We start from the raw sequence: 26,626 nt of genomic DNA, 5'->3' as shown, positions 1-26,626 counted from the left end.
GGCGGATCGCCGCTGGAGCGTACCGGCCCAGTGATGGACCGGTGATGGCCGGGTTTGCGAAGGACTACTCGGTCCTTAGACGGTATTTCCCTCGCCCGTTCGAGAGCAGCAGCACGCCCCAGGCCGGATGGCGGCCGAACAGGTTGACCATCCGCATGTTCGTGTCATTCGACTTGGCCGCCTGCAGCACGATCTTGCCCGAACGCCATGGTTCGTCCGTCTGCGCCGCCGCGTGGAGAAAGCGGATCGCGGCCTGCTGAATCTCGCCCGTGAAGTAATAGGGCTCGCCGCGCAGGCGAATCTCCGAGTAGTCGGACGCGTGCCAGAACGCCGTCCCATTGTACTGCTTCTCGGCCGGACCGGCCGCCGCCGCACGAGTGCACGCTTCGCAGGCGTCGTGGTCGCTTCGGCCGGCGAGCTCCAGGCAGCGGCGGATCTTGGCGCCGACGTCCTGGCCGTCGACGCTGAGCGGCTTCATGATGAAGTCGTTGATGCCGTCCTTGAATGCGCTGATGATGTTCTTCGGTTCCTTGCCGTGCCCGCTGATCACGAGCACCGGCACGAGATGCATGTCGTTGGCGCTGCGATGGGGGAAGCGCTTGCGTATCTCGCGCAGAAGCGACATGCCCGATTCCACCCTCGGCTTGATCGACTGACCGTCCGCCTTGATCTGCAGATCGAGCAGCACGTAGCAGAAGCCGCCTTCATCGAGACACGCTCTGGCATCGGCGAGGGTTTCGGCATGCAGGTGATCGTGCCCGAAGGACCGCAGGAGATCGGCAAGCTCGGCGGCCATCTCCGGCTCATCCTCCACAATGAGAGCGATGTGGCGATCGGCCATCGGAGTCAGTCCTCCGAACGCGCCTGCTCTACGGGCAGGATCACCGTCACAGTGGTGCCCACGCCGTCGCGGCTCTCGATCGACAGCGTTCCCTGATGGTCGATCTCGATGATCTTCTTTGCCAGCGGAAGGCCGAAGCCCATCCCGTTGGCCTTGCCCGAGCTGTAGAGCAGAACGCAGTCGCGCAGCGCCTCCTCGCTCATGCCGCAGCCGTTATCGGTGACCGTGATCTTGATATGCGAATCCGTCTGCGGGGTGGCGGAGATGGTCAGGACGCCGCGGCGCGGCTGGTTCGAACAGGCCTCGACGGCGTTCACGATGATGTTGATGAGGGCCTGCAGCAGCCGCGAGCGGTTCGCTTCCAGGTTCAAGGAGCCGTCGACCTCCTGGCGCACGTCGATGCCGGCGGTGGGAAGCTCGACGTGGCTGAGGGCAAGCTCGGCGGCCTCCTTCACGATGGGGACCAGAGCCTCCAGGGCAAACTCGGCCGGCGCCTCGGTCGTGAACGCCCGGAGATTGTCCAGGAATTCGGTGATCAGCCGCACGCGCGCCTGGGCCCGGCGCGCATGGAGAAGCGTGTGGTCGGGGACACCCGGTATGCCCTGGAGCTCCTTTTCCAGGTTGAGGAGCGAGGCATCGAGCGGCGAGATGATCCGAACGATCTCGTGGTACGCCTCGCGCACGAAGCGGTGATGCAGATGGTCGGCGACATTGAGCGCCGCCCGCCGCGCGCGCAGCCCGTAGCGGGCCTCCAGGGCGGAGAGGAGGCCGAGGATCGTGTCGCCGCGGCTGTCGCCATGAATATCGGCCCGGCTGAGTTCGCTGCGCCGCTGCAGGGTCTTCCGCGCCGCCTCGCGGACCCAGGCGTTCTCATCCTCGACGATCCGGGCGATCACCGCGGGAAAGGCATCGTGACGGAGGAAGAGCACCGCGTGGGCAACGGCCTTGCGGACCTCCCACTTGGGATGGGAGGACAGGCGCAGGAGGCGGGACGCGAGCTCCGACCTCAGGAGGTCATCGACATGCTGCGTGCGAAGCCAGTCTCCCACCTGCTCGATGGCTTCCCGGACCGTGCCCCAGTCGTCCGCGTCGAGATCCCCGAGCAGGGTCTGCTCTTCCTCCTCCGTCATGGCGGCCGCCTCAGTGGCCGTACTTCTGCATGCGGAGGACGAAGGCTTCCTTGCCGCCTTCGAGCAGGTGCTCGATCTGCTCCTTCACGGTATCCACCGTTCCCACGTGGGAGACGGCGCCGCGCCGGCCGTCGGAGGTGAAGACGAACACCCTTTCCGCCTCGCCGAGGACGGGGATGTTCGGGTTGTGGGTCACGAAGATCAGCTGCCGGCTGGCCTTCACCTCGCGCAGGCTCTTGACGATGGCGTGGTAGACGAAGGCGTTATCGAGATTGTCCTCCGGCTGATCGATCAGCAGCGGCCGCTCGCTTTCGAGCAGCAGGATCGGCAGGATGACGGTGCAGCGCTGGCCCGTGGACAGGTCCGCCGAGTTCTTGAAATCGGCGCCGTCCTTGAGCGCGATCAGCGGCTCGTCCTCCAGATCGATCGTCTCCAGCTTGGCCGTATCGTCGCCATCCTGGAGATGGGTGACGATGCGGAGCGCCTGGTCCTCGGCGATGCCGCCATCCTCGGCAAGACGTGCCGCATCGCCCTTGCGGACGATCCGCGACAGCTCCTCAGGCGACACGCTCTCGACGAGGCGCGAGACGATGCGGTTGTACTGAAGGCCGCTCCCCTTGAGCATGTCCTTGAGCAGGGCCTCGTAGCCGGAACGGTCACCGGACTGGGTGATGGACACTCGGATGGTCGGACCGAGCGCGGCGGAGAGCCGTTCGGCCACTTCCTTGCGCAGCCCGAACCGCCGGTCGCGCAGCTCTGACAGCTTCGTGTTCATCTGGCGGTGGCTGGCCTCCAGCGCCTTCCGCTTCTGGCGCAGGCCATCCAGCTCGTGCCGCGCCTTGGTCAACGCGAGATGCCGCTGCTGCAGCTTCGCCCGCTCGGCCGCCCGCTGCTGCTCCTGCGCCGAGCGGGCGATGATCTCGCGATATTGCTGCTCCTGCCGGGCATGCGCGGCCGCAAGCCGATGCGTCACGTCGTCGAGGCGTGAGGTGAGAGCGTTGCATCGACTCTCGACCTTGGGCACGGCGTCCCGGAATACGCTGACGAACTCCTCGACGGCGGTCTCCATCTCCTCGAACAGGTCGCCATTCGGGCCCTCGCGGAATCCGTCGCCAATGGCGTTCGCGCAATCCTCCGCGACCGAGTCGGCAAAGCGTCGGAAGCTCGCGGCGGCTGCCCCGACCGCCCGGCGCAGATCGGTGACAGCCTCCGTCTCCCGGGTCCGCAGCGCCTTGTGCGCGTGGGCCGCGTTGATCAGCTGCGCGTCCGCGCCCTCGACCACCTGCATTTCCTGAAGGCGCTTGCCGACAACTTCGATCTCGGGGACCACGTCCTGAAGTTCGCGGATGCGCTGGTCGAGATGCCGGAGATCGGTGGCGCTCTGCTGGATGGCGCGCTTGGCCTTTTGAATCTCGACGCTGGCCGCGCGGATCGCCTCCTCGGCAAACTTGTCGATGAGCGAGAGCTGGAACCGCGGATTGGTCGCAATCTCCTCGATCTCATTCTGGCTGTAGATGTCGGCCTTGAACACGAGATCGCGGTCGAGCGACACGGGAATCGGATCGCCGTCGCTGTCCAGGACCTGGACGTCGTCGCCCCATGGCCGCTCGGCGCGATACCGGGTGCCGTGCTTGGTCTCAACATCAAGATAGATCGTGCCGCTGCCAAGATTGCCGCGCACGTGGCCTTCGATGGCCTTGGCACGCGGCCGGCTGTCGGCGGGATCGGGCATCATGCCGAGGATGTAACGGATGAACTCGAGGACCGTGGTCTTGCCGGTGCCGCGGCCGCCGATGATGCAGTTGAGTCCGTCGGTGAACTCGAGCCGGGTGCCGTCGAGAAACCCGCCCACCACCTCCAGGTTCAGGATGCGGTGGTGCGGCCGGCGGCCATCCTGATCGTTCTCGCTTTCGGCAACGTCGCCCCCTGGGAGTTCGTTCATCCCCTTTTCCTTCGCTCGGACTGGTCCAACCGGTGTGTAGCTTCGCACGCCGGTCTGTTCATCCGGCGAAGCCGGGTTCTATTTTTGTTCTCGCCAGACGCGAGAGTCAATCGCTTACATGCGAGAGGGCGCGCGCGGCTTCCTTTGTTTGCGCGCGGCTGCGATAAGCGATTGAATTTACTTCTGTTTCTCGAAATCCACCCCTACCGTCCCGCCATCGACATCGCTTTGCGGACGGTCTCCATTACATGCACGCGAGCCTTGCAGGCCCCAACGCCATCGCTCCTGAACGGATGACGCCGAACGAGCGCATCGCGGAAGTCGGGCGCATCCTGGGCCTGGGGCTCGTTCGTCTCCACACGGCCAAGTCAACTTCTTTATCTGAAGACTGCGGAGACAGTTGCCTCGACTTCCCGCCTGACCAACGCCGTCATGCCAACACACGAAAGAGTGGAAAGGCATGATGATGGGACGAAGTTCAGTAGCAAAAACAAGCGCTTCGGCACCGCCGCGCCCGGGCGACGACGAAAGCCGCGACGCGACGGTCCTGGCCAGGCTGGCGGCCATCAGGACGATGAGCGTCGCTGACCTCAAGGCCGAATGGCAGCGCCTGTTCAGGGCGGACGCCCCCAACAACAGCCGGCCCTTCCTGGAACTGAGGCTCGCCTACCGCATCCAGGAGCTGGCCTACGGCGGCCCGCCCCGAGAGACGGTCCGGCTGCTCGACGCCCTGGCCGACGAGCTGCAGGGCAAACCGGGACGCAAGGCGATGCTCCGCGAATCGCGGATGCCGGTCGCAGGCACGCGGCTGGTCCGGGAATGGAACGGCGTCGAGCACACGGTCACGGTTCTGCGCGACGGGTTCGAATGGGAGGGACGCAAGTACAAGTCTCTCTCGGCAATCGCCCGCGCGATCGCCGGCACGCGCTGGAACGGCTGGCGCTTCTTCGGCCTCCGCGAGATCAAGCGGGGCGAGCGATGAGGGATTCGTCGACGCTCGCCACGCCCCGCCGCCAGCGCTGCGCCATCTACACGCGCAAATCCTCGGAGGAGGGCCTGGAGCAGGAGTTCAACAGCCTCGACGCACAGCGCGAGGCCTGCGAGGCGTACACCGCGAGCCAGAAGGCGGAGGGTTGGGTGCTGCTCCGCGACCGCTACGACGACGGCGGCTTCTCGGGCGGCACCCTGGAGCGGCCGGCGCTGAAGCGGCTGCTCGCCGATATCGAAGCCGGCCTCATCGACGTGGTGGTGGTCTACAAGATCGACCGGCTCTCCCGTTCCCTGATGGACTTCGCCAAGCTGGTCGAGGTGTTCGACCGCTGCGGCGTCACCTTCGTCTCCGTCACCCAGTCGTTCAACACCACGACCTCGATGGGGCGGCTGACGCTCAACATCCTCCTATCCTTCGCCCAGTTCGAGCGCGAGGTGATCGGCGAGCGCATCCGCGACAAGTTCGCCGCCTCGCGCAAGCGCGGCATGTGGATGGGCGGGTTCGTGCCGCTCGGCTACGACGTGAAGGAGCGCAAGCTCGTCGTCAACGAGGCCGAGGCCGCACTGGTGCGCCACATCTTCGAGCGCTTCATCCAACTCGGCTCGGTCACACTGGTCGTACGCGAGCTGCAGGCCGAGGGGCGGGTCACCAAGCGCGGCAAGCCCTTCGACAAGGGGATCGTCTACAAGCTGATCAACAACCGCGTCTATGTCGGCGAGGCGGTGCACAAGGGCGCGAGCTATCCCGGCGAGCACGAGGCAATCATCGACCGCGACACCTTCGACAAAGTGCAGGCGATCCTCGCTACCAACGGCTATTCCCGCGGAGCAGTGATGCGCAGCAGGACGCCCGCGCTCCTCAGGGGCCTCATCTTCACCGAGGCCGGCCGCGCGATGACGCCCGCCTCCACGAGGAAGGGCAGCCGGCTCTATCGCTACTATGTGTCCACCGACGCGATCCGCGGGCGCAAGCCGGCCGGCACGGCGGCGCCCCTGCGCCTGCCGGCCGATGTGGTCGAGGCCGCGGTGGTGCGGGAGATCCGCCGCCTTGCGCGCGCGCCGGAGATCGTCGCGCAGGCCGTGGCCGCCGCGCGCCGGGAAACGCCCGACGTCGACGAACGCGACGTGGTCGCCGCCGTCGACCGGTTCACCGAGATCTGGTCCGCGCTGTTTCCCGCCGAGCAGGCCCGCATCGTCAAGCTGCTGGTGGAACGAGTGACCGTGACCGCCGACGGCCTCGCCGTTGATCTGCGTACCGACGGCCTTGGCACCGTGGTGCGCGAGATGCTGGCCCAGAAGCCTGAGGAGGCCGCCGCATGACCACGCCCTCCACCATCCGCGTCGTCATCCCGCTCAAGGTGAAGCACCGCAACGGCCGGCCGCGCATCGTCCCGCCGGCCAATCTCGACGAGGCGGCCGATGACCCGGGGCCCGATCCGCGCACCCTGCGCGCAATTGCCCGGGCCTGGGACTGGCGCCGGCGCCTGGAGCGCGGCGAGGCGGCGACACTGAGCGACATCGCGCAGGCCGAGCAGGTGACGCTCCCCTTCGTCAGCCGCTACATCCGGCTCGCCTATCTCTCGCCGAGGGTCCTTGAGCGGCTGCTGATCCACCGCCGCCCTTCCGCGCTGCCGCTCGACAAGCTCGCCGCCGCCGCTCTCATGCCGTGGATCGAACAGCCGGGTATGGTGTTCGAAGACTAAAGGACCCGGACGAGCGCCGTGCAGGTGCCTGCGCGCGCGGCATCGACCGAGGTGATGTCGATGTTCGCCATACAAATACGCCGCTCGGTATTCTTACTCGGCATCCACGTCGGCGATATCAAGCCAACCATGATCGAAGGTGAACGTGCGTGCTCTGCCAGCCGGATCCTGAATCCTGACCAGACGCGCACCGTCGGTCCCTGCATGCTCGACGACATAAAGCCAGTATGCTTTGCCATGCTCCCGGGCGCATTCGAACTGGGTGCGTGAAAGCCCTGCGGGGCGAGCCTGAAGACCTCCCTTCATCGCCTTCACCTCACACAAACGTGCCGGGCTTCCGTCTTCGCCGGCCTCAAACAGGTCATAGCCGGGGTTGTTAGGAGGCGTGCGCTGCCAGAACGGTTCCTGGGAAAGTATAAGATCGACCGCCTGCGCCTCGAGATTCATTCGCGCCGCTGCATCGAGCCCATCAGGATCGGGCTCTTCCTCGTCGGGATGCGCCCCGACATACGAAATAAAGACGTGCGGCCTACCACCTACGCCTTCGCGAGGTGACCCGTTGGAACCAAGCCCGGCATCCTCGGCATTTTCCGTGTCTTGATTGTTGCCTTTCCGCCGTGTCCCACGGCCATCGCCCTCATGGTCCCCCGCCTTCTCCTCGTCGCCCTTGCCCTTGCCGTTGCCTTCTCCCGCCATTCCTTCATGTTCCGGAGACCGCACATCTTTGTCCGCGCCGCCATCACCCTCCTTGGGCGGCGGCTCCTCAATTTTAAGCCGACGGCGTAATTCGGCCTCGCTTGTTACGCCGAGGCTCTTCAGGAGGTCGAGCACGGCAGGCTCGATGCCGGCCTCCCTTGCAAGCTCCTCGATGAGCGGCGGCCTAAAGCGTATCTTTGACTGCAAGAACGGGTTCGGCTTCCAGCCAAGGGAATCGAACAGGACGAATGAAGGGCTCTGCAGCCCGCCATCCCCGTCTGGCACCCAAGGTCTCTCGTTCAGCTCTTTGACGAATCCGGCATCAAATGTTGCGCGATACCTTCCGTAGTGCGTCCAGGTGTACTCGCCCGTAAAAATTCCCTTGCCGCGACGCTCCTCTAAATGACTGAGCTCCTCCCATAGAGCACCGGCCTTCTTGCCTTGTTCCCCGGTCTCAAGATGGGGCAATGCGCTCAGCAGTTCTTTCAATCCGTTTAGCGTCCAATCTGCGACGCGGTCATTGTACCCGGACGTCTCTGGATGCCCGGCTTGCGCGCGCAGCTTCTCGCGTTCCTCCCATGACAAGATCGCGCTCGGGATTGGCCGGAGATATCGAACGGCACCACACGCTTCCAGAAGCTCCCGCACCTCCTCGCCGCGCAGGGAGCCATGCGAATCGTCTACGAGGAGAACGTCTGCAACTTCGGCAAACAGCTGCTTTAACCGGTCTGTTGCCAAATAGACTTCTTCGGGCCTGGCAAAGCGCTTCACCCCGTTCCCAGCATCTACCGCGATAACGAATGCAGTCTGACGAAGAGCAGCAATCAGTTTATCTTTCTGCACCTTCGAATCAGTGGCGAACGCGGTCAGCACGCGCTGCAGATCGGAATCGTAGTCGACACTGCTAACACTAAGCTTATCTTGTTCGTATTTTGGCAGCACATTCCAAATGACGTCATCCACCGGATCAGGCTCTGTGAGCCCCAGCGATTGCAGGAACTCGCGGGCGGCGTCACTGCTGCACACGGCCGCGCGCACGGTGGGGAAGCCCGTCCTGATCGTGCTTGGCAGGAACGCCTGGGACTGGCCATTTGCCCGTGCCGGCACGTGGCTACCATCCTCCAGGCGGATGAGCGGCACCTCCATCAGCTGTCGCCGCAGTGCGCGCTGACCACTCAAGAAGCCATAGAGCGACCGAATCCAGTCATCCGGCTGCGCTTCTAGGAAGTCCTTATCGAGCCTTGCAACAATCGATTCCGCGGTTACCTCTAGGACGCCTAGTTCCTGCATAACGTACCGCCGCAGCTCAGGACTGCGATCCTGGGTTATTTCTCCAGTAAGCCAATGCAGCTCCTGCTCTTCGTCGAAGAGTGCCGCAAGCTGTGCTGGAGCAAAAAGCTCGCGTACTTCCTGAGTGCGTGCTAGCCGCGCGCGGCTAGCAGGCATGTACACTTCCTCAAGGCACGGCAGCAGTGGGTCAGAGATCAGGGCCTCCTTCGTGGCTGCGAACATAGGTGCGAACATCGTACCGTCGGCGAATTTCGTCGGTTCGATCGGCAAGCATCTGAGAGCCATCGTATCCAAAAGATTGTGATCACGTAGCCAACGCAGAGCTTCTGACAGAAGCGAGGCCGTCTCTCCTATGAGCCCCTGATTCCAAGGGTCTCTTTGCGGCACGTTGTCCCGGCTCGGCGTTGTTCGGTAAGGACCTTGAATAAGGAATCCAAGGTGCGTCTCGACCACGGTGGGGAAATACACAACAAGGGGCGATCGCCCTAACGCTCGGAGACTCTCGGTCTTCGACTTCTCGTCCCGGACAATTGAGAAGGCGATTTCGACATGCCCCACGCTGCGTCCGTCATGAAGCACTGGTCGGGAGAAGATCAACCACTCTTCATCTACTTCGGCCTCCTCCCGCTCATGACCGACGACAGTCACGCGTCGAACGCCTTGGTCGATCTCCTTCGATTCCCGAAGGTAGATGCCTGAGCGCCCGCCCTCGACGCTCCATTGGACCTCCTCGATTTCCCGCAAGAATAGGAGAGTGGAAGCTCCAAGGCGTTCAAGGCCAGCCACGACCTCTTTGTGCGTGGCCTCGTCGTCAAATTTGAGTGGGATCAGTATGACCGTCTCGTCCGCATCGCGATCGCGAGATGGGGCTGTGATCGGCCAGACGAAATTCTCAATGGCGAAGTCTTCTCGCCCCGAATGGATCTCGGGCCGGTCGGTCAACGCATAGACCGACTTGAAACCAATGCCGAAACGTCCGATGGCGGTCAGGTCCTTCGTGCTCTCGCCGATGCCGCAAATCCCGCGGACGTCGGCTTCGTCAAAAGGTTGCCCAAAGTGACCGAATTGGAGTGCGTCCCTCGTCAGATGAAATCTGACCGATCGGGGTCCTTGCCACCCTGTTCGACGAGCGAGCGCGTCCTCCGCATTCTGCAGGAGCTCGAAAATGAAGTGCGTGCGGTCGTCGTAACGATCCGCGAGAAGCATCGGACCGATGCGACCTATGTCCGTGCCATATCGTCGTTCGTTGTCGCGCCGGATCGCGTCGTAATTGCACGTCACCAGGAACCAGCCTCCTTGGAGTTCGTGTCCTCCAGCTCAGAGCGACCTGTGTAAGGCCACCTCCGGTTCGCAACCGCAACGTACTCCGCGGTCAACAGGTCATAAAAGTCCGCTCTCGTGTGCACGTTCAAAATCCATTCGCCTCCGTGGCCCATTGACGCCGCCAGGCATCGAAGGCGTAAGTCACGGCGTCCATAACGGCCTGATGCGGGGTTTCCGTTTTGTAGGCCTTGAGGATACGACTGCGAACCTGACGATCGAGCGCGTTGCCGGCTTCCGAGCCGGCCAGCAGGTACAGGAAGGCCGCCACAACCATGGCCTCGTCCACCCCCTGGTCCACGAGATCCCGAAGCGCCACCAGCACTGCTTCCGGAGCGCCCCAGACCTCGAGGTCGTTGAATGACGGCGACGAAGTCATGGCATGCGCGTTCAGCAGCGCGACCAATTCAGTCGGGCCGATCGCACCGGCAACCACGCCCCGCATCGGCCGTGCGTACGCTCGGGACCGCAGTGAACGAAGATCGTCCGCCCGCTCCGCCATAGCAGGAGCAGCAAGGTCATAGCAGGCATCGAGAGCGAAACTCCGCTCCGCGTGCACCGTGCCCATTCCATGCCAGCCTGCGGCCAGCACTTGCGGTACCCTGATGATCTTCGGCAGGTCCTCCGCCTTCTCAGTGTCCGCCCGGACGTGAACCACAATGTAGTTGGTCCATTCGCTCATGAGCTGGTAGCGGACGGCAAGCACGGTCGCCGCCTTGCCGTCCCCCGTGGCGGCTAAGCGGCGAGCGGCGGCAAGGCGTGTTAGAGCCGGCAGCGATGCGTCGTCGGTGGCGGGCATTTCCACCGGACTTCCCTCGAATGGATGGATCTCGGTCTCGTGCCTGACGACGCGCCCGTCGGCCAGCGTCACCTCCAAACTGACCCTGCCTTCCGGCTTCTCGGCGAGCCAGGCGAAGAGATGGACGGTGTCGCCGCCGTAAACTGGCCCGATCGCGTCGGGCACGCGGCACAACGCCTGCGCCGGCCAGCTGACGAAGGCGCTTCGGGCGCGCGGCGCGTACATGCGCTGGAAATGACGGTGGACGCGCTCGGCCATGTCTTCACGCGGCGCTACGAATTCGCAGGCCCCGCCGGTCGCCTCGGCGAGTCCGCGCACGAACGCCTCCGCGACGGCGCTGCCCACGCCAACGGTGAAGAAGCGGTGGCCAGACTGCTTCGCACGCCCCACGACCGAGCCGTCGTCCCACACCTCGCCATCGGTGATGAGGAGGAGGTCACGGTGCAGGTCGGAGGCGCCCCGAACGGCATAGGCGGCCTCGAGGGCGGCGGCAATCTCGGTGCCGCCCATGTCGGCGTCGAGGGCACGAACGAAGCGCCGCGCCTGAGCGACGGTCGTTTCCGAGACGGGTGTCTCGCGGCCAAACAAAGCACGCTGGCTGCTGCCAAAGGCGATGATCTCGAAGAGGTCGCCCGCCCGCAGGTCATCCAGAATGCGCTCCAGCGCCGCGCGTGCCTGGGCAATGGAATCGCCGCCCATGGAGCCCGAGCAGTCGACCACGATCTTGACGCTGCGGCGCTGATCGTCGCCGGCCATGGGGATCTCGGGCCGGAAGCTCGCCAAAGCGACCCAGCCGTCGAGGTCCCGCGCGACCAGCGCGCTGGCGGCTTCCGGTCGAGACGAGCGCGCCTCGAGCACGAAGTCTCGATCCATGGCCGGCGCGCCGGTGAGCGCGATGAGCGTCGCGTCGGCTTCCGGTGCAACGCTGACGCCGTGGGAAGGGGAGTTGAAGCGCGCGTCCTTGAGTAGCCCGCGCACAGCCACCCTGAGACTGAACGCTCGTTCCGCGTCGAGGGCGTACTCCGGTGCCTGGTGGGGCGCGAGGCCTGCTGAGGCGGGATCGCCGTAGCGGGGTGCAATCGTCGTGGGCATTGCGAAGCGGACGCGGTCGCCGTTCCAGCGCAGCAGAAGGCCATAGCGGAAGTGGATCGTGGCCGTTTCGCCCGGCAAGAGATTGCCTACACTCGCCGTGTAGAGTCCGGGCTCGGCCTGCTCCAGCAGCACTGCAGCATCGCCGTCGGTGATCGCCTCCTCATAGCGGCGCTCGCCCTCCGCCTTTTCGACCACCACACCGGCAAGCCTGCGGTCGCCGATCTCGACCCCGAAGCCGAGAAGCACACCATCCAAGGGAAGGGGGAAGGTGTACACCGCCTCGACATTTGTCGCCTCGGGATTGCGGTAGCGTTGCGTGACCGTGACCTCAGCCAAAAGGTCATTGATCGACGCCTCGGCGCGGACCTCTTCGAGAAAGATGGCCTCGCCGCGCACACTCTCCAGGACCGCTGCTGCACCCGCCTTCATCGTGTTGTCTCCTTCTTCAACCGATCGAACAGCGCCGCCGCTTGCCGGGCGAGTGCGCGCACCTCTTCGGGCGTCAGACCCGCCTCCCTCGGCTCGATGACGAGCTCCACGCCGGGGCGGAGAAGAACATGGCTCCGCACCGTGACGTCGCCCGGACGACGGGGCCTCTCCGGCGGCAGGTCTACGCCCTCCACCGGTCCGGCGGCGAGCTCGCGGATCCGCTCCAAGCTGAGACCGGCCCGCTGCCATTTGCGGATGGTCAGCAGCTGCTCGAGGTGATCCCGCGTGTAGTAGGCGCCTCGCTTGGCGCCCTCCGGCCGGTCGACCAGGCCCTCCTGGATGTAGAAGCGCACCGTCCGACGCGGCAGGTCCGCCAGGGCGCAAAGCTCGTCGAGGGAAAAGCGTTCGGCATCGTTCAGCATCATGAAGGCATATATAACATCGCCACTGTTCAAAACAAGTGGCGCAATTAGCCTGATCCCTCACCATCACACTTGGCCTCGCTCGGCCGCGTTGCGCAGCAATGTGGTTCGCGCACATGTGTGCCAACTCGCGCCGTTGCGATCTTTCACGCGACGGGGACATAATTGACGGCGGATTGCAGCGATGTGCGCGCGAGAGAGCCTAGCACAACCGTAAAGTCCGGCTGCTTCCAGAACCCATTGAAAGAAGCCCCGTTCGCAGCGCTTAACGAGCGAGGTGCCGGTTAAGTCGGAAAGAGACAGAGACGGCAAAATGGGGCCGACGGGCACGGCTGCCCGGTCTCCGCGGTAAACCCGCATTCGGCAAAGCCCTTTGAACGCGAAAGAAAAATGGCCGCGCGAGCGGCCATGGCTTCGGTTCGTGCAGGCGTGTTGGCGGAGGGAGAGAGACAGGGGTCCAACGTTCTCTGAGCGCGAGACGATCCAGGATGCCTCCGCCTTCGGTCGAAGCCGATAGGCGTTCCATCCCTTAACAGCCAGCGCGGTATCCGCCACCATCCCGGAAGGTGTCGCCCTCAAACAGGATGACACTGGCGCCGCCAACGAAATTGAGCTCGTACCGGTAGCTCAACAGCATCTAACCGAGCGCGGTCGCGCTCGCGCCAAGAGCCCTGAAAATGGGTGGAGAACCCGACGACAAAGTAGAGGCCCATGCTCAATGCCAGTCGTCGACGGTGGGCAGACTCGATATCGATCGCGCCCGCCGTGTGTCCGGCGACATAGCCCGGCATCAAAGGCAGGACTCAGGGCGAGACGAACGACACCGCGCCGGCCAGAAATGGGGCCGTCAGGCCGATGCCGGAGGGTCGAGGGTCTCGCTCCTTTGAGAGGTTGCCGGGAATGCCATGGCAAAATGAAAGCTGGCGAGCGGAACGACGATCCATTGCAGGACCGGGCTGACGCCGGCGCCGAGAACGGGGATCACCGGCATCAGGTCGCGATAGGCCCATGCCTGGCGCACCTCGATATTTAGCCATTCGCTGAAAATCGTGTAGGCAAGCCCGAAGGCCACAGTCCCCGCGACGACCGGAAGCCGGCGTTCGGTTGGCCATGCCCCATTCCCGAGAAGGAACAGGGAAAGCATGAGCGCGCTCAGGGCGATGAGAATATCGCCACCGGTGCAGTGAGCTGCAGCGAAAACGATTTCCCCCGCCGAGCCGGTTTCCCACAGCGTATAGAGCGGCATGTGGGCGAACTCCCAGACCAGGTTCGCGGCGGCGACAAAGGCCATGTAGCGGCGCAGCGCCGAAAGCCAACCGATAGATCTTTCACCGCGCACTCGGTCCATGTCCGAATGGACGCCGGTCATCGGAACAGCCCCTTCACGCTGTCCCACCAGCCAGCCTCTGTCGGCTTGGATGGGCGAGAGGGGGCGTTGGTCAGCCCGTTGATGTAAAGCACCAGGTTCAAGGGCTCGAAGCGCAGGCCGTGGAACCTGGCGGCGAACCGGCTGCCACGGTCGATCACATGCGTGACGACGCCATGCAACTGCTGCCCGTCATCCTGCGGCTGGAACCTGACGTTATAGGTCTCCGAGAGCTTTCGCGTCGCGTCCTCGGGATCGCCCGGGCGGCGGGTCAGGAACATCCAGTTGCGCGGGTCGAGGCCGTGCGCCCCGCCATAGCTCTTCAGGACATCCGCGGTATCGACCTCGGGATCGGTCGTCACCGTGATGAACTGGACCATGTCCTTCATCGGCGTGGCGTTGATCTTCGACTGAACGTCGGCGATCAGGGCGGAGTGCAGGGGACAGACATCCGCGCAGCCGGCAAGGACGAAGTTCAGCACGACGATCCTGTCGGCGAAGTCCGACAGCCTGACGATAGTGCCATCGGCATCGGCCAGTTTGAAGGGCGGGGCCGGGCTGTCGATGGGCTGAAAAAACTGCTCTTTGCTGCCCATGACCCGGTCGAGGTCGGCGCCCGGATGGTGCGCCATTGCCGGCATGGCGAAGGCAAATGCACCGATCAGAACAGCGGTTAATCGTGCGAGACTCATATCTTCTCCTCGAACATCCCTGCGGTCGATGACGCCGGTCGGCGACATCACTTCTGTCGGTTCCGCGGCAGTGGGCTTGCATCCGTCTCGCCATGGGTCGCGCAAGACTTTGCCCCGCCGCCGCGCATGCACAGGCCGAGGGCGCACATCGCGGCGCAGGGCGCGAGGCTGATCAGGACCGGCGCCGCGCCGACGGCCGTCAGCCAGTTCCAGTTCAGGGCAAGTCCTGCGGCGAGCGCCCCGAGGCCGACAAGCAGGACAATCCGACGTTTCGACAGCCAGGGCACCCTGAGGAACAATGGGACGCGCGGAGTTGGAGTTGTGGCGGGCCGTTCCGTGGTCATCGTCTAGATTCCTTTCCTGTGTGGTCGGAGATGACGCTCTCGAAGAAGGCGACCATCTCCTGCGTGTCCCATTCGGCCGGTCCGATCAGCCGGCCGAGTTCCCGCCCGTCCGGGGCGATGAGCAATGTCTCCGGGAGGCCGTAGATCCCGATGTCGCGCGATGCTTTCATCGTCTCGTCGATGACGATGCCCAGATGTTGGATGCCGATCTTATCGAAGAACCGGCGGACGACATCCACACCGGCGCGATCTATCGACAGGGCCACGACCTCGAAGCGCTCGCCGCCGAGACTTGCCTGAAGGCGGTCCAGTGTCGGCATCTCGTGGCGACAAGGGGCGCACCAGGTGGCCCAGATGTTGAGAAGGACGACCTTGCCGCGCCAGCGGTCGAGCGTAAGCGCGTTGCCGTTCTCATCGGCGAACGAGATTGCGGCGAGCGGCTGCGGCGTGTCGTGCAGCGGGACGGCATTCGGCCCGTCCGCCATCGTCGCGGTCGAGACGAGCAGTGCCAGCAGGAACCCGAGCGCAGGCAGGGGTTTTACTGGCTCGCCTCCCTTTCGCGGCGGCTCATCTCGGCCTGGTATTGCTGCTCCCGCTCCGGCCAAGAGCTCTTGATGAAGTCCAGAACCGCGTGGATATCCTCGTCGGACAACACGCCAGCGAATCCAGGCATGTCGCTCTGATAGCCGCCGCCGACGACCGCGGCGGGTCCTTCCTTGGTGATGCGGAACAGGACACCGTCAGAGTGGTGCCACGTGTGTCCCGAAGCGTCGTGCGGCGGCGCGGGCAGGCGACCCGACGGCAGGCGGCTCTTCCAGTCCGGCTGGCCTTCGAGCTTCGCGCCGTGACATGAAGCGCAGTTCGCCGCGTAGATCGCGCGTCCGCGGTCGAGCCGTTCAGCGGATGCCTCCGTCGGGCCACTTTGATCAAACCTGACCCAGAGCAGCCCGGCCACGGCGCTTCCGCCGAGCAACATCGTGGCGCCAATAATGGCGCGGTTCATCAGCGTTTGCCCCCGAAGAGGTATTTGACCAGCGCCGCAATCCCGAGGACGAGCAGGACGATCACGAGCAGCCAGACAAGGCCCATGCCCCACATCATCATGCCGCCCATGCCGTCCATCATCCCCATGCCCATACCGGTCGGAGCGTTGTTCATCGGAAAATCTCCCTATTCGACCGCGTATACGGACGGCTTGCCGTCACCCACGGCGTAGATCGTAAAAGGTTCGGTCTTGGCGCCGCTCATGCCGGGTGATCCCATCGGCATGCCGGGCAAGGTCACGCCCTTGATGTCCGGATGCTCCGAGAGCAGGCGATTGACGGTCGCGACAGGCACATGGCCGCTCACCACATAATCGTCGATGAAGGCGAGGTGGCAGCCCTGGAAATCGTCCGGGATGCCGGCCTCGCGGCTCATGGCGACCAGTTCATGGGTCGGCTTGACGGTCACGGTGAAACCGTTGTCGCGCAGATAGTCGGCATAGGCTTCGCAGCAGCCGCATTGCGGGTTCTTGTAGAGGGTCGCTTCCTGGGCGACCGCGAGCGATGCGTTCGTGAGATAGACGCCTGCACCGAGAATTGCGACGGCGAGGGCGGCGACGATGATCTTGTGCATGGTGGTTCTCCTTGAATCTCTGGATCAGGCGACGCGGATGACACCCATCATCCCGCCGGCCTGGTGTTCGAGTATGTGGCAGTGGAACATCCAGTCGCCGGGATTGTCGGCGACGAAGGCGATCTCGACCTTCTCCCGAGGCGCCATCAGCACCGTGTCCTGCCATTCGCGGTGCGGCGTCGGCTCGCCGTTGCGCGAGATCACACGGAAGGAATGGCCGTGCAGGTGGATCGGATGGTGCCACGCCGTCGCATTGGTCATGGCGATCACATGCGAACCATCGCGTTCGAGCGTCAGCATCGGGTCTAGCACATGGCCTTCGGCGGCCTTGCCATTGACGAACCAGATGCCATTGCCGTGCATCATGCCCATCATGCCGCGCATCATCCCGCCGCCCATTCCCCTTGATGTTCCTTCGCCCATGCTGCCGCCCATCTCGGCCATCACCATTCCGCCCATCATGCCGCCGTTGAAGATCACCTCGTGGCGGAGCGCCGCAGCGACATTTGGTTCGCGCAAGGGATTGGCGGGCAGGACGATCGGCCAGTCAGGCATGGTGTCCCTAAACGCTGTCTCACCGTAGGCGAGGTCGACCAGCCGGTATTCGAGGTCCCGATAGAAGCGGTCAATGACCGAGACCCGACTGCCGGGCTCGCCCATCATGTCGAGAATGATGTCGGCCCGCATCGCCGGTCCCAGTACGACGAGGCCGCCCATTGGCGCGTGCGGCGTTACCGGCTGGCCGTCGAGCGCGATGACCGTCGGTGTATGGCCTTGGAAGTCGAGGCTGAAGATGCGCGCGTTCGCGGCATTGATGAGCCGCAGCCGGATGCGCTCGCCGCTGCGCACCGGACGCGCGTCCGGCACGCGACCGTTGATGGTGACGGTGTTGCCGATCCGGCCATTGTGGCTCATGTCATGGCCGTTACCGAAATCGTTGGAGATCTCGGCAGACTTCGTGAGCCGCCAGTCGTCGAGCACCCAGACGAGTTCCCGATCGACTTTTGGCGGTTCGGGCTCTTCGACGATCAGCGGCCCGTACAGGCCGCGGCCGACCTGCTCGAAGCTGCGCTGATGCGGGTGATACCAGAAGGTGCCGGCATCGACCGCGTCGAACTCGTAGACGAAGGTTCCGCCCGGCGCGATCGGCGGCTGGTTGAGATGCGGCACGCCATCCATGGCGTTGGGGACCCGGAGCCCGTGCCAGTGGACTGTGGTCTCTTCGGCAAGCCCGTTCTCGACGGTAATCCGAAGACGCTCGCCCTGACGAACGCGGATTTCAGGTCCGGGGACGGTCTCGTTATAGCACCAGGCGGGCGTCTCGCCGTGCGGCTCCGGAACGAGCCGCGCCCGTCCCGGCGCGGCCCGCAAGGAGAACTCCCGGACGCCGGCCGCACGTGCGGGCAACATAAGGCCAGGCATGCTCAGGCTTGCAGCGCCGGCGGCGCACGCCTTCAGTAAAGTTCGGCGCGATAGCGCCAAGGTCATCGGTGACATGGTTCGCTCTCATCTGATTTCCGCTGTGCTTCAGATGTACAGACACTGTCTGCACAGGCATTGAGCAGCGACTGCCCGCGCGATTGCCCGGGAAGCGCAGCAGGGCGCAGCGGTCGGAGCGCACCCCGACCGGCGTCCGATCAGATGAGCGTTCGGGGAGGGTAGGGTTCGGGCGGACCTGTCCGTCCGACAAGGTTGTAAAAGGCTCGGACCGACGGTGTTAAACCTGTCACCGCTGGGACACCGCCCTCCGGACTGAGATTGGCCAGAACCGGAGCGACGCAGACCATGTCACAGTCAAGCCCGCCCTCGTCCCCGTCACTCTCGGAGCCGCAGCCCTGACAGTCGGCCATATCCATGGCGCCGCCATCGGCGAGCGCCATCTTGATCGACATGGTGGTTGTGCTCGCCGCGTGCGCGACCGAACCCACCGCGAATGCGGTGAGCAAGGCGAACACGAATATCCGTACGAGCTTGACCATCATGTATTCATAGACCGCCGCAGAATTCTTGTCGAGTTCCAAGGTGTCACGCCTTCTTGAGGACCTTACCCGGCGCAGCAGAAGAGCTTGGCCACGTCCTTGTCGAAGGTCTGGGCGGCGAGTTTAAGGCCCTCGACCGTGGTCAGGTATGGAAAGATGGTCCCGGCCAGCGCCTTGGCGGTCATGCCGAACTTAAGCGCCAGCGCCAGCGTCTGAATGCTGTCGGTGCCCTCGGGCGCGAGGTCTGACCGTCCGGCAGACGGTCGGTGTTGGCGCCCGCCACCAGCTTGATCAGTCCGCGCGTGTCGCGGGCTGCCCGTGCGCGTGGCACATGGTCGAGCGGCACGATGGATGTCTTGACCTCATGGCCGGCGGCTCTCGCCGCGGCCTCGCTCAGGCCGACGCCCGCCACCTGCAGGTCGGCGAACACCACCCAGGGCATGGTGCTATCGTCCTAGGCGAGACTATTCCCGTAGAGCGCATTGAGCGCCGCGAGCTTGGCCCCGCAGGCGGCCATGTAGACGAACTGGTTGCGTCGCAGCGGCACGGCATCCATTTGATGAGCTTACCATCCCTCAGTTTCTCCACGCCCCCCAGAGGCGAGGTAACGGGGCAAAGGACTGGAAGATGGCCTGAAGCCGTCGTATGCCGCGTTTGAACAGGGAGATCAGGCTGCGCCCCGCCTTGCGCGGACGGTCCCGCGGGTCTTTTTTTCGGCGGGGGTGGGATTGTGCTCGGCATCCCACATGCCGGTGGAGACGGCCCAGTAGAGGGCCAGCGCCATGACCAGGATCAGCCGTGCAAGGCGGTCCGGGTACTGGATCTGGCTGTCCTCCAGCCCGAAGCCCCGTGTCTTGAAGTCGGAGAACATGGCCTCGATGCCCCAGCGCAGCCCATAATCGAAGGCACGGTGTATTGTCGGGGCTTCGGAGAGGGCGATGATCCAGGGTTCGGGGTGGCCCTCCTCGTGAACCATGGCGACATGGGTCCGCACGCGCTTGTGGGTGAGTTCGATGTCGCTGAGCATGCGCTCGCCACGGGCGAAGCACTCGCCAAGCGTCGTCTCGCCGTCCTGCTCGAACACCAGCAGCTCCTGCTTGAGCCTCAGCCGCCAGTGCCACCCCTGCTTCCGGCACCAGGCGATGAGATCGGGGCTGCCATAGAAACGGTCGCCCATCAGCACCACCCTCACTCCCTCGGGCAGCATGGCCCGCACCGCTTCCAGCGCCTTGCGCTGTTCGGCAATGCCGATGGCGCCCTGCGTCTCCTTCACTCGCCAGGCCAAGGGCAGCGCCCGGTTGCCGAGGCGCACCGAGACCATCACCATCTGGTGCAGATCGGTCGCCTTGCTCTGGTCGATCATCAGCACAACGGTCTGTCCGGCGTCCGCCAGATGCTTCAGCACCTCGCGACCATAAGGCGCCATCACCGCGTCCACATCCACCAGATCATTGGACAGAAAACGCTCGATCCACTGATAGCGCTTGATGACCAGCTTGCACGGCCGTGGCAGTGAGGCCGCAAGGTCCATGCAATTGGCGCTGCGCACCTCCAGCATCGTCGCCACCAGAAGACCCAGCTTGCCGCGCTGCGTCCTGCGCTGGCCCGGCAGCTTCGCCTCAAGGTCCGCTATGATCCCACGAGCAACGTGTTCGATCCCGCCCATCACGGTTCCTCCGCCTGAAAAAAGGCGGACTCCTTGAATCACACCCGGATTCTTCAGGGCAAGAAAAAACTGAGGGATGCTAAGATTTGATGAGGTAGAACCGTTGACCTGCCAGAAGCATCATGCTAGCCAAGCTCCATGGGAAGTACCTTCTTCACGCTGAGTGATGGTATGAGGCGCCTATTAGGCGCACTCGTCGCTGTGGCATTTCTCATGGCGAGCGTCGGCATTGGCCACTCCATGCCCGCATCAGGTCCCCATGACCATCCGGTCGAGACCACATCGCCCCATGCGGACGACTGTCATGCGCGCGTCTCGCAAGTGGAGGATTGCGGCGAAACCGCAGCACAGCAGGACCAAGGGCAGCCCGCGACGCACGGGACCCTTGGAAACTGCTGCGTCGTCGCTTGCTCTCCGACTGTTATCGTCGCCGCCATTGCGGAAGTCGCCGTCATCACCTTTTCCGGGATACGGCTGGGTGTTCATGTAGACCGGTTCGCCGGCTCGAATGCCCCGGACGGCCTTTTCCGTCCTCCCCGCGCTCGCGTCTGATCTCCGCGCGGCTGCCCTGCTCGGGCGGGATTCGGACATCGAGAACTTCGCGTTCCTGCTGACTTAAGATCTGCGCTCGTTCGGGCGCGGCAGGTCCGGAAGTGCACTATCGCACGTCCCGTCTCCCTTCCAATTCGCTTGTCACGCCCGCCGGAGGTTTTGCTCCCGGCCGCTGGAGGTCTGTGTCCTCAAACAGCCTCGACACTCTCATCAATGTGACAAACAGGATTCGCAAAATGTCGAAGACGCTCCCGAACCTTCTCCGCATCTCTTTGCTCGCCGGCCTCACGACGATCGCCGCCACGAGCGCCGCTTTCGCATCTCCCGGTCATAGCCTGGCATTCGGCGAGGCCGCCAAGGCCGAGCAGGCGACGCGCACCGTGACGATCACTATGCGCGACAATCTGTACGAACCCGAAAGTCTGACCGTGAAGCCGGGCGAGATCGTCCGCTTCGTGCTCGTGAACAAGGGCGAGCTGCTTCACGAGTTCAACATCGGTACCGCCGCCATGCACGCCAAGCACCAAGAAGAAATGGCGATGATGATGGAACACGGCATGCTGACGCCGACGGGCATGAACCATGACATGTCGAAGATGGACCATTCAAAGATGGGCGGCATGAACATGGGCGATATGAAGCATGACGACCCCAATAGCGTATTGGTTGAGCCCGGCAAGACGGCCGAACTGGTCTGGAAATTTACGCAGCCGACTGAACTGGAGTTCGCCTGCAACATCCCGGGTCACTACGAGTCCGGTATGGCCGGCCCCATCAACTTTACGAAGTGAACGGGAGGAGCAGACGATGAACAAACCAATCTCCGGCGTCTCCCGACGAGACGCACTCAAACTCGCCGGAGCGGCGGGCTTGGCCGGCACCCTCGCGGTCTATCCCGGCCGCCGCAGCTTCGCCTCTTCGACGAAGGAGTACACGCTGAACGTCGATGCCGGTCGCATCGCCGTCGACGGGATTGGCAGCAACGCCATACTGATGGGCGGCTCCGTGCCGGCGCCGACGATGCGGTGGCGCGAGGGCGACGAGGTCGTGGTCTATGCGACCAATCGTCTGGATGTGCCCACGTCCATCCACTGGCACGGCCTCCTCATTGAAGGCGTCATGGACGGCGCACCCGGCTTCAACGGCTATGTCGCCATCCAGCCCGGCGAGACCTACACCTACCGCTTCAAGCTGCGCCAGGCCGGTACCTATTGGTACCACAGCCACTCCGCGATGCAGGAGCAGCAGGGCATGTACGGCGCCATCGTCATCGAGCCCTCCGGACGCGAACCGGTACGGGCGAACCGCGACTATGTCGTGGTCCTCTCCGACCATACCCAAGAAGACCCGATGCGCGTGCTGTCCAACCTGAAGGCCGATGCCGGGTACTACAATTACGGGAAACGAACCCTCATCGATTTCTTTCGGGACGCAAACCGCGACGGGTTCAATACCGCTCTGAAGGACCGCCTCGACTGGGGCGACATGCGGATGGACCCGACCGACCTCGCGGATGTCACCGGCTACACCTTCCTGATCAATGGCCGTGGACCGAAAGACAACTGGACCGCTCTTTTCAAGCCCGGTGAGCGTGTCCGCCTCAGATTCATCAACGCATCCGCCATGAGCTTCTTCGACGTCCGCATACCGGGCCTTCCCATGACCGTGTTCTCGGCCGATGGGCAGAATGTCCAGCCGGTTCGGGTCGACGAGTTCCGCTTTGGCGTCGGCGAGACATACGACGTCATCGTGCTTCCACGCGATGACAAGGCGTTCACGATCTTCGCAGAGCCGATCGATCGTTCGGGCTATGCCCGGGCGACGCTGGCGCCGCGTGAGGGTATGGAGGCTGCTATCCCCGAACAGCGACCGCGCACGATCCTCAGCATGGCGGACATGGGCATGGCACACGGTGGCATGGACCACGGTTCGATGACGGGGATGGATCATGGCTCGATGGCGGGCGGCGCCATGTCCGGTGGCGCGATGGCTGGCATGGACCATAGCAAGATGGGCGGGGCTCCCATGGCTGGCATGGACCACGGCGCCATGGGTCATGGCGGAGCCGCGGCGGAGGGAGGAGAACGCCGCCCCTTCGGTTGGGCCGACGCAAGCACGCCGCCGGGGGCGAAGGCTCTGGACTACGCGGATCTGAAAGCGTCGACCCCGAACCCGGACGGCCGTGAACCGAATCACGAGATCGAAGTGCGGCTGACAGGCATCATGGAACGGTACATGTGGAACCTGAACGGCCGTCCCTTCGGGAAGGACGAGCCGATCCGTGTGGCCTACGGGGACCGGGTGCGCTTGAAGTTCGTCAACACGACGATGATGGCGCACCCAATGCACCTGCACGGCATGTTTGTCGAACTGGAGAACGGCCAGACCGACAGGAAGCCGCGCAAGCACGTTGTCGTGGTACCTCCCGGCAAGACCGTCTCTGCGGTGTTGACGGCGAACGAGCCGGGCGACTGGCCGTTCCATTGCCACCTTATCTATCACATGGAAGCTGGGATGATGACGCGTTTCATCGTCGAGCCGAAAAGCGCGTGAGGCAGAACGATGAAATCGATGATTGCACGATACAATTCTCGGCAGGAACTTGCGTTCCTTGCCGGTTTTCTCCCCGCCGTGTTCCTGTTCGGCCCGGCCCAGTCCGCCGAGCCCGGTCAGCTGTTCACCTTCTTTCAGGCCGAGCAATTCGAATACAGGGCTAACGATGGGCACGACAGTCTCAACTGGGATGCCCAGGGCTGGATCGGGAACGACGACCACAAGGCCTGGCTCAAAACCGAAGGCGAGAAACCGACGGATGGACGACTGGAGAAGGGAGAGATCCAGCTCCTCTACAGCCGCCGGATCTCCGACTTCTTCGATGCGCAGGCGGGTGTACGCTACGACATCGAACCCGGCCCCGAACGGGGATTCGGCGTCTTCGCCCTGCAGGGACTGGCCCCTTATTGGTTCGAAATCGATGCCTCCGCGTTCGTCAGCAACGAAGGCGAGGTTTCGGCTCGTTTCGAGGCCGAGTACGACCTCCTGATCACACAAAAGCTGATCCTGCAGCCAACGACAGAGGTCAACTTTGCAGTCCAAAGCGTCCGGGAGAGGGGCATCGGCTCCGGCATCAACGATGTCGAACTCGGGCTTCGCCTCCGCTATGAAATCGAGCGGAAGTTCGCGCCCTATATCGGCATAAGTTGGGAGCGAAAGATCGGCGAGACGGCTGACATTGCGCAGGATGAAGGAGAGGATATCGACACCCTTTCTTTCGTCACTGGCATTCGTTTCTGGTTCTGAAGCAGGAGATTGGTATGCTGCCAAGAAGTTTATTCGCTTTCGCCACCATACTGCTGCTCGGTACTCCGGCGGCGGCTGACGAAGTGCGCATGGAGATGCGCAATCAGTCTGGAAGCGAGCGGTTCGTCTATGAGCCGGATTTCATCCGGGTATCGCCGGGCGATACGGTCGTCTTCGTCCCCATCGACAAAGGCCACAATGCCGTCTCCATCGGCGGGTTTGGCACCGGCGCCGATCAGTCGATCAATGTCGGCTTCAACAAGGAGGTATCGGTCACCTTCGACAAGCCCGGCATCTACGGCGTGAAATGCACGCCCCATGTCGGGCTCGGCATGGTCGGCATCATCGTCGTAGGCGAGGTCGAGGTGCCGGAGGCAGCGCGCGCGAGCATCGCAAAGCTTCCGCCTAAGGCACGCCAGCGGCTCGAATTGCTGCTCGGACAGGTCGGGCGTTCCTGATGTCCGTGGCCCGAACAGAGCAGGAGGGGCGCCTAAAGTGCGCCCCTCCGTCTCCATCGACGGAGGTTAGTCCAACACTGGATGGTGCGCGACCCGGCAAGCGGCGGCTGGGACAGGTCCTCAGAGTGTTGGTCGCTACCGTTTCTCTCAACCTTCTTGCGGGCCTTGAAAGTGTCTATGCCGACGCCCCGACGCTGTCGTTGGGGGACCAGGTCCAGGTCGAGACCGCCTATGCCACAAGCGGTCCTGCAGGAAGTTCGACGGAAGTTCGGTTCCGACTGGTAAACGAAAGCGGCACAACCGTCGTGCTATTGGGGGTGAGTTCCCGGATCGCCGAAAACTCAAGACTCATCGCCCGAATCGGAGCCTCGGACACCACTGAACTCCAATCGATCAGCGTGCCTGCAGGGGAAGTACTCGATCCACGACTTCGCACCTTTGGTATGAGCTGTCTCCTCTACGCAATAAGCTCGAAACGGGGGACGTCTTCGATCTTGAACTCGATCTTGTGAATGCGCGCGTTATGACAGACGTTCACGTTCACTAACTAAGAGGAACCCTAAAATTCGCCTGACCAACGACGTGCGAAGGGATTGTCCGATAAGAGAAATCTGTGCAAAGAGTATGGGTCGCCGATGACAGAAGAATACCAGAAAGAGAGCATCAGCCTTTCCGGAGCGGTGGCTATGGGCACCGGCGTCATGATCGGTGCGGGGATCTTCGCGCTTACGGGACAGATTGCGCAACTGGCCGGACCGCTCTTTCCGCTGTCATTCGTTGTCGGCGCGGTCGTGACCGCGTTCAGCGCCTACACCTACATCAAGATGTCGAACGCTTATCCGTCGGCAGGCGGCATCGGGATGATCCTGAAGAAAGCCTACGGGCCGACGACAGTTGCGGCGGGTGCGGCGCTGCTGATGGCGCTTTCGATGGTCATCAACGAAAGCCTCGTCGCCCGGACGTTCGGCACCTACGTGTTGCGCGGTTTCGGCGCCGACCCGGACAGCTTCCTGGTTCCCTTGCTAGGAGTCGGGCTCATCGTCTTCGCCTATCTCGTCAACGTCTCGGGCAACCGATCGGTCGGGCTGTTGTCCATCCTCATGGCTGTGCTCAAGGTCGGCGGCATCGCGTTGTTCGGCGCGGCAGGCCTCTGGGCCAGCGGCATTTCCTTCGAGGCGACGGGTGGGGACACGGGTGAAGGCGGTTTCATCGCCTCGGTGGCGCTGTCGATTCTTGCCTTCAAGGGGTTCACGACGATCACCAACAGCGGAGCGGAGGTCACGAATCCGCACCGCAACGTGGGTCGGGCCATCGTCTTTTCCATTGCGATCTGCGTTGTCGTTTATCTGCTCGTCGCGTTCGCCGTCGGATCGAGCCTGCCGCTCGATAGAATCGTGGAGGCCAAGGACTATGCCCTGGCCGAGGCGGCCGAGCCGGCGCTCGGGCAAACCGGCTTTTACCTGACGGTGGCTCTTGCCGTCGTGGCGACTGCTTCTGGCCTGATTGCGAGCGTCTTCGCGGTCTCTCGCATGTTGGCCATGTTGACGGACATGAAGATGATCCCGCACAGCCACTTTGGCATGTCGGGCGCGATCAAGGACCACACGCTCGTCTACACCGTCGTCATCGCCGGCTTCCTGACAGTGTTCTTCGACCTTAGCCGGATCGCCTCGCTCGGCGCATTCTTCTATCTCGTAATGGACATCATTATTCACTGGGGCGTCTATCGGACGCTCCGCAAGGACATCGGAGCACGCGGCGGGGTGTTGCTGACCGCGATCGCGCTAGACACGGTGGTTCTGGCGGCCTTTGCGGCAATGAAGTGGCAGACCGATCCGCTGATTGTCGTACTTGCCATTGTAGGCATGATGGCGGTGTTCGTGTTCGAGCGTGTTTTCCTCGCGCGCAATCCTGCCCCCGAAGGTGCGCACGACCACCATTAAAGTGCTTGAGCTTCCAACGAGTGGACGCCGCAAGCTGAAACGAATTACCGAAAGG

General features: G+C 63.6%; 25 protein-coding genes and 1 pseudogene. 9 read left to right on the top strand and 17 right to left on the bottom strand.

Annotation, left to right across the window (positions count from 1 at the left end; translation table 11 throughout):
- Nucleotides 1-64: 64 nt before the first annotated feature.
- Genes AB1781_09950 through AB1781_09940 form a run of 3 tightly spaced genes read right to left on the bottom strand, consistent with a single transcriptional unit; the run spans nt 65 to nt 3,913 of the window.
- The gene (locus AB1781_09950; GenBank protein ID MEW5704888.1) at nt 65-841 is read right to left on the bottom strand and encodes a response regulator; all 777 of its coding nucleotides are present in this window, start codon (nt 839-841) and stop codon (nt 65-67) included.
- A 5-nt stretch (nt 842-846) separates the two neighbouring features.
- Entirely contained in the window at nt 847-1,971 is a 1,125-nt protein-coding gene (locus tag AB1781_09945) for a sensor histidine kinase (GenBank protein ID MEW5704887.1), read from the bottom strand.
- A gap of 10 nt (nt 1,972-1,981) precedes the next feature.
- The gene (locus tag AB1781_09940) at nt 1,982-3,913 is read right to left on the bottom strand and encodes an AAA family ATPase (protein MEW5704886.1); all 1,932 of its coding nucleotides are present in this window, start codon (nt 3,911-3,913) and stop codon (nt 1,982-1,984) included.
- Nucleotides 3,914-4,487: 574 nt separating this feature from the next.
- On the opposite strand from AB1781_09940, the gene AB1781_09935 reads away from it, so the two are divergent.
- From AB1781_09935 to AB1781_09925, 3 genes are read left to right on the top strand one after another with little or no spacing between them, the layout of a single operon-like run.
- Entirely contained in the window at nt 4,488-4,895 is a 408-nt protein-coding gene (locus tag AB1781_09935; protein ID MEW5704885.1) for a DUF2924 domain-containing protein, read from the top strand.
- A complete protein-coding gene (locus AB1781_09930; protein MEW5704884.1) occupies nt 4,892-6,223 on the top strand; it encodes a recombinase family protein in 1,332 nt (443 codons plus the stop codon). Before AB1781_09935 ends, AB1781_09930 begins: the two co-directional genes overlap by 4 nt.
- Nucleotides 6,220-6,606, top strand: coding sequence for a hypothetical protein (locus AB1781_09925; GenBank protein MEW5704883.1), 387 nt, complete (start codon nt 6,220-6,222; stop codon nt 6,604-6,606). The genes AB1781_09930 and AB1781_09925 overlap by 4 nt, the downstream gene beginning before the upstream one ends.
- A gap of 93 nt (nt 6,607-6,699) precedes the next feature.
- On the opposite strand, the gene AB1781_09920 is transcribed toward AB1781_09925, so the two are convergent.
- The 14 genes and pseudogenes from AB1781_09920 to AB1781_09855 all read right to left on the bottom strand — a co-directional run bounded on the left by AB1781_09920 (nt 6,700) and on the right by AB1781_09855 (nt 20,321).
- Complete coding sequence (locus AB1781_09920; GenBank protein MEW5704882.1) at nt 6,700-9,873, bottom strand: DUF3883 domain-containing protein; 3,174 nt, start codon at nt 9,871-9,873, stop codon at nt 6,700-6,702.
- A 127-nt stretch (nt 9,874-10,000) separates the two neighbouring features.
- On the bottom strand, nt 10,001-12,232 hold the full coding sequence (locus AB1781_09915) for a VIT and VWA domain-containing protein (protein ID MEW5704881.1): 2,232 nt from the start codon (nt 12,230-12,232) through the stop codon (nt 10,001-10,003).
- Complete coding sequence (locus tag AB1781_09910; protein ID MEW5704880.1) at nt 12,229-12,657, bottom strand: MerR family transcriptional regulator; 429 nt, start codon at nt 12,655-12,657, stop codon at nt 12,229-12,231. The genes AB1781_09915 and AB1781_09910 overlap by 4 nt, the downstream gene beginning before the upstream one ends.
- 844 nt (nt 12,658-13,501) lie before the next feature.
- Nucleotides 13,502-14,023 (bottom strand): hypothetical protein, encoded by a 522-nt coding sequence (locus AB1781_09905; protein MEW5704879.1) that lies wholly within the window; start codon nt 14,021-14,023, stop codon nt 13,502-13,504.
- Nucleotides 14,020-14,712 carry an SCO family protein gene (locus AB1781_09900; protein MEW5704878.1) on the bottom strand — a complete coding sequence of 231 codons (693 nt, stop codon included), beginning with the start codon at nt 14,710-14,712 and terminating at the stop codon, nt 14,020-14,022. Before AB1781_09900 ends, AB1781_09905 begins: the two co-directional genes overlap by 4 nt.
- Before the next feature lie 47 nt (nt 14,713-14,759).
- The gene (locus AB1781_09895) at nt 14,760-15,056 is read right to left on the bottom strand and encodes a hypothetical protein (GenBank protein ID MEW5704877.1); all 297 of its coding nucleotides are present in this window, start codon (nt 15,054-15,056) and stop codon (nt 14,760-14,762) included.
- A complete protein-coding gene (locus AB1781_09890) occupies nt 15,053-15,661 on the bottom strand; it encodes a TlpA disulfide reductase family protein (protein MEW5704876.1) in 609 nt (202 codons plus the stop codon). Before AB1781_09890 ends, AB1781_09895 begins: the two co-directional genes overlap by 4 nt.
- Nucleotides 15,595-16,059, bottom strand: a complete 465-nt coding sequence (locus tag AB1781_09885; GenBank protein MEW5704875.1) for a cytochrome c — start codon at nt 16,057-16,059, stop codon at nt 15,595-15,597. Before AB1781_09885 ends, AB1781_09890 begins: the two co-directional genes overlap by 67 nt.
- The gene (locus tag AB1781_09880) at nt 16,059-16,214 is read right to left on the bottom strand and encodes a hypothetical protein (protein ID MEW5704874.1); all 156 of its coding nucleotides are present in this window, start codon (nt 16,212-16,214) and stop codon (nt 16,059-16,061) included. Before AB1781_09880 ends, AB1781_09885 begins: the two co-directional genes overlap by 1 nt.
- 12 nt (nt 16,215-16,226) lie before the next feature.
- Entirely contained in the window at nt 16,227-16,673 is a 447-nt protein-coding gene (locus AB1781_09875) for a DUF411 domain-containing protein (GenBank protein ID MEW5704873.1), read from the bottom strand.
- A gap of 24 nt (nt 16,674-16,697) precedes the next feature.
- On the bottom strand, nt 16,698-18,170 hold the full coding sequence (locus AB1781_09870; protein MEW5704872.1) for a multicopper oxidase family protein: 1,473 nt from the start codon (nt 18,168-18,170) through the stop codon (nt 16,698-16,700).
- A gap of 140 nt (nt 18,171-18,310) precedes the next feature.
- Nucleotides 18,311-18,694: a hypothetical protein gene (locus AB1781_09865; protein ID MEW5704871.1), complete on the bottom strand. Its 384-nt coding sequence runs from the start codon at nt 18,692-18,694 to the stop codon at nt 18,311-18,313.
- A gap of 23 nt (nt 18,695-18,717) precedes the next feature.
- Nucleotides 18,718-19,187, bottom strand: a pseudogene (locus AB1781_09860) (mercury(II) reductase).
- A 132-nt stretch (nt 19,188-19,319) separates the two neighbouring features.
- Nucleotides 19,320-20,321 (bottom strand): transposase, encoded by a 1,002-nt coding sequence (locus AB1781_09855; GenBank protein MEW5704870.1) that lies wholly within the window; start codon nt 20,319-20,321, stop codon nt 19,320-19,322.
- Between the two features lie 237 nt (nt 20,322-20,558).
- Here AB1781_09855 and AB1781_09850 point away from each other — a divergent pair, with 237 nt between their 5' ends.
- The 6 genes from AB1781_09850 to AB1781_09825 all read left to right on the top strand — a co-directional run bounded on the left by AB1781_09850 (nt 20,559) and on the right by AB1781_09825 (nt 26,571).
- Nucleotides 20,559-20,870: a hypothetical protein gene (locus tag AB1781_09850; protein ID MEW5704869.1), complete on the top strand. Its 312-nt coding sequence runs from the start codon at nt 20,559-20,561 to the stop codon at nt 20,868-20,870.
- Between the two features lie 236 nt (nt 20,871-21,106).
- Nucleotides 21,107-21,661: a cupredoxin family protein gene (locus AB1781_09845; protein ID MEW5704868.1), complete on the top strand. Its 555-nt coding sequence runs from the start codon at nt 21,107-21,109 to the stop codon at nt 21,659-21,661.
- Between the two features lie 16 nt (nt 21,662-21,677).
- The gene (locus AB1781_09840) at nt 21,678-23,423 is read left to right on the top strand and encodes a copper resistance system multicopper oxidase (protein MEW5704867.1); all 1,746 of its coding nucleotides are present in this window, start codon (nt 21,678-21,680) and stop codon (nt 23,421-23,423) included.
- Between the two features lie 9 nt (nt 23,424-23,432).
- Nucleotides 23,433-24,170 carry a copper resistance protein B gene (locus AB1781_09835; GenBank protein MEW5704866.1) on the top strand — a complete coding sequence of 246 codons (738 nt, stop codon included), beginning with the start codon at nt 23,433-23,435 and terminating at the stop codon, nt 24,168-24,170.
- Between the two features lie 14 nt (nt 24,171-24,184).
- The gene (locus AB1781_09830) at nt 24,185-24,628 is read left to right on the top strand and encodes a pseudoazurin (protein MEW5704865.1); all 444 of its coding nucleotides are present in this window, start codon (nt 24,185-24,187) and stop codon (nt 24,626-24,628) included.
- A 635-nt stretch (nt 24,629-25,263) separates the two neighbouring features.
- Nucleotides 25,264-26,571, top strand: coding sequence for an APC family permease (locus AB1781_09825; protein MEW5704864.1), 1,308 nt, complete (start codon nt 25,264-25,266; stop codon nt 26,569-26,571).
- Nucleotides 26,572-26,626: the final 55 nt, after the last annotated feature.

This window comes from Pseudomonadota bacterium (assembly GCA_040752895.1).
Classification (GTDB): Bacteria; Pseudomonadota; Alphaproteobacteria.
Note: the sequence above shows the minus strand (reverse complement) of the source record. Positions and strands in the feature narration are given on the sequence as shown.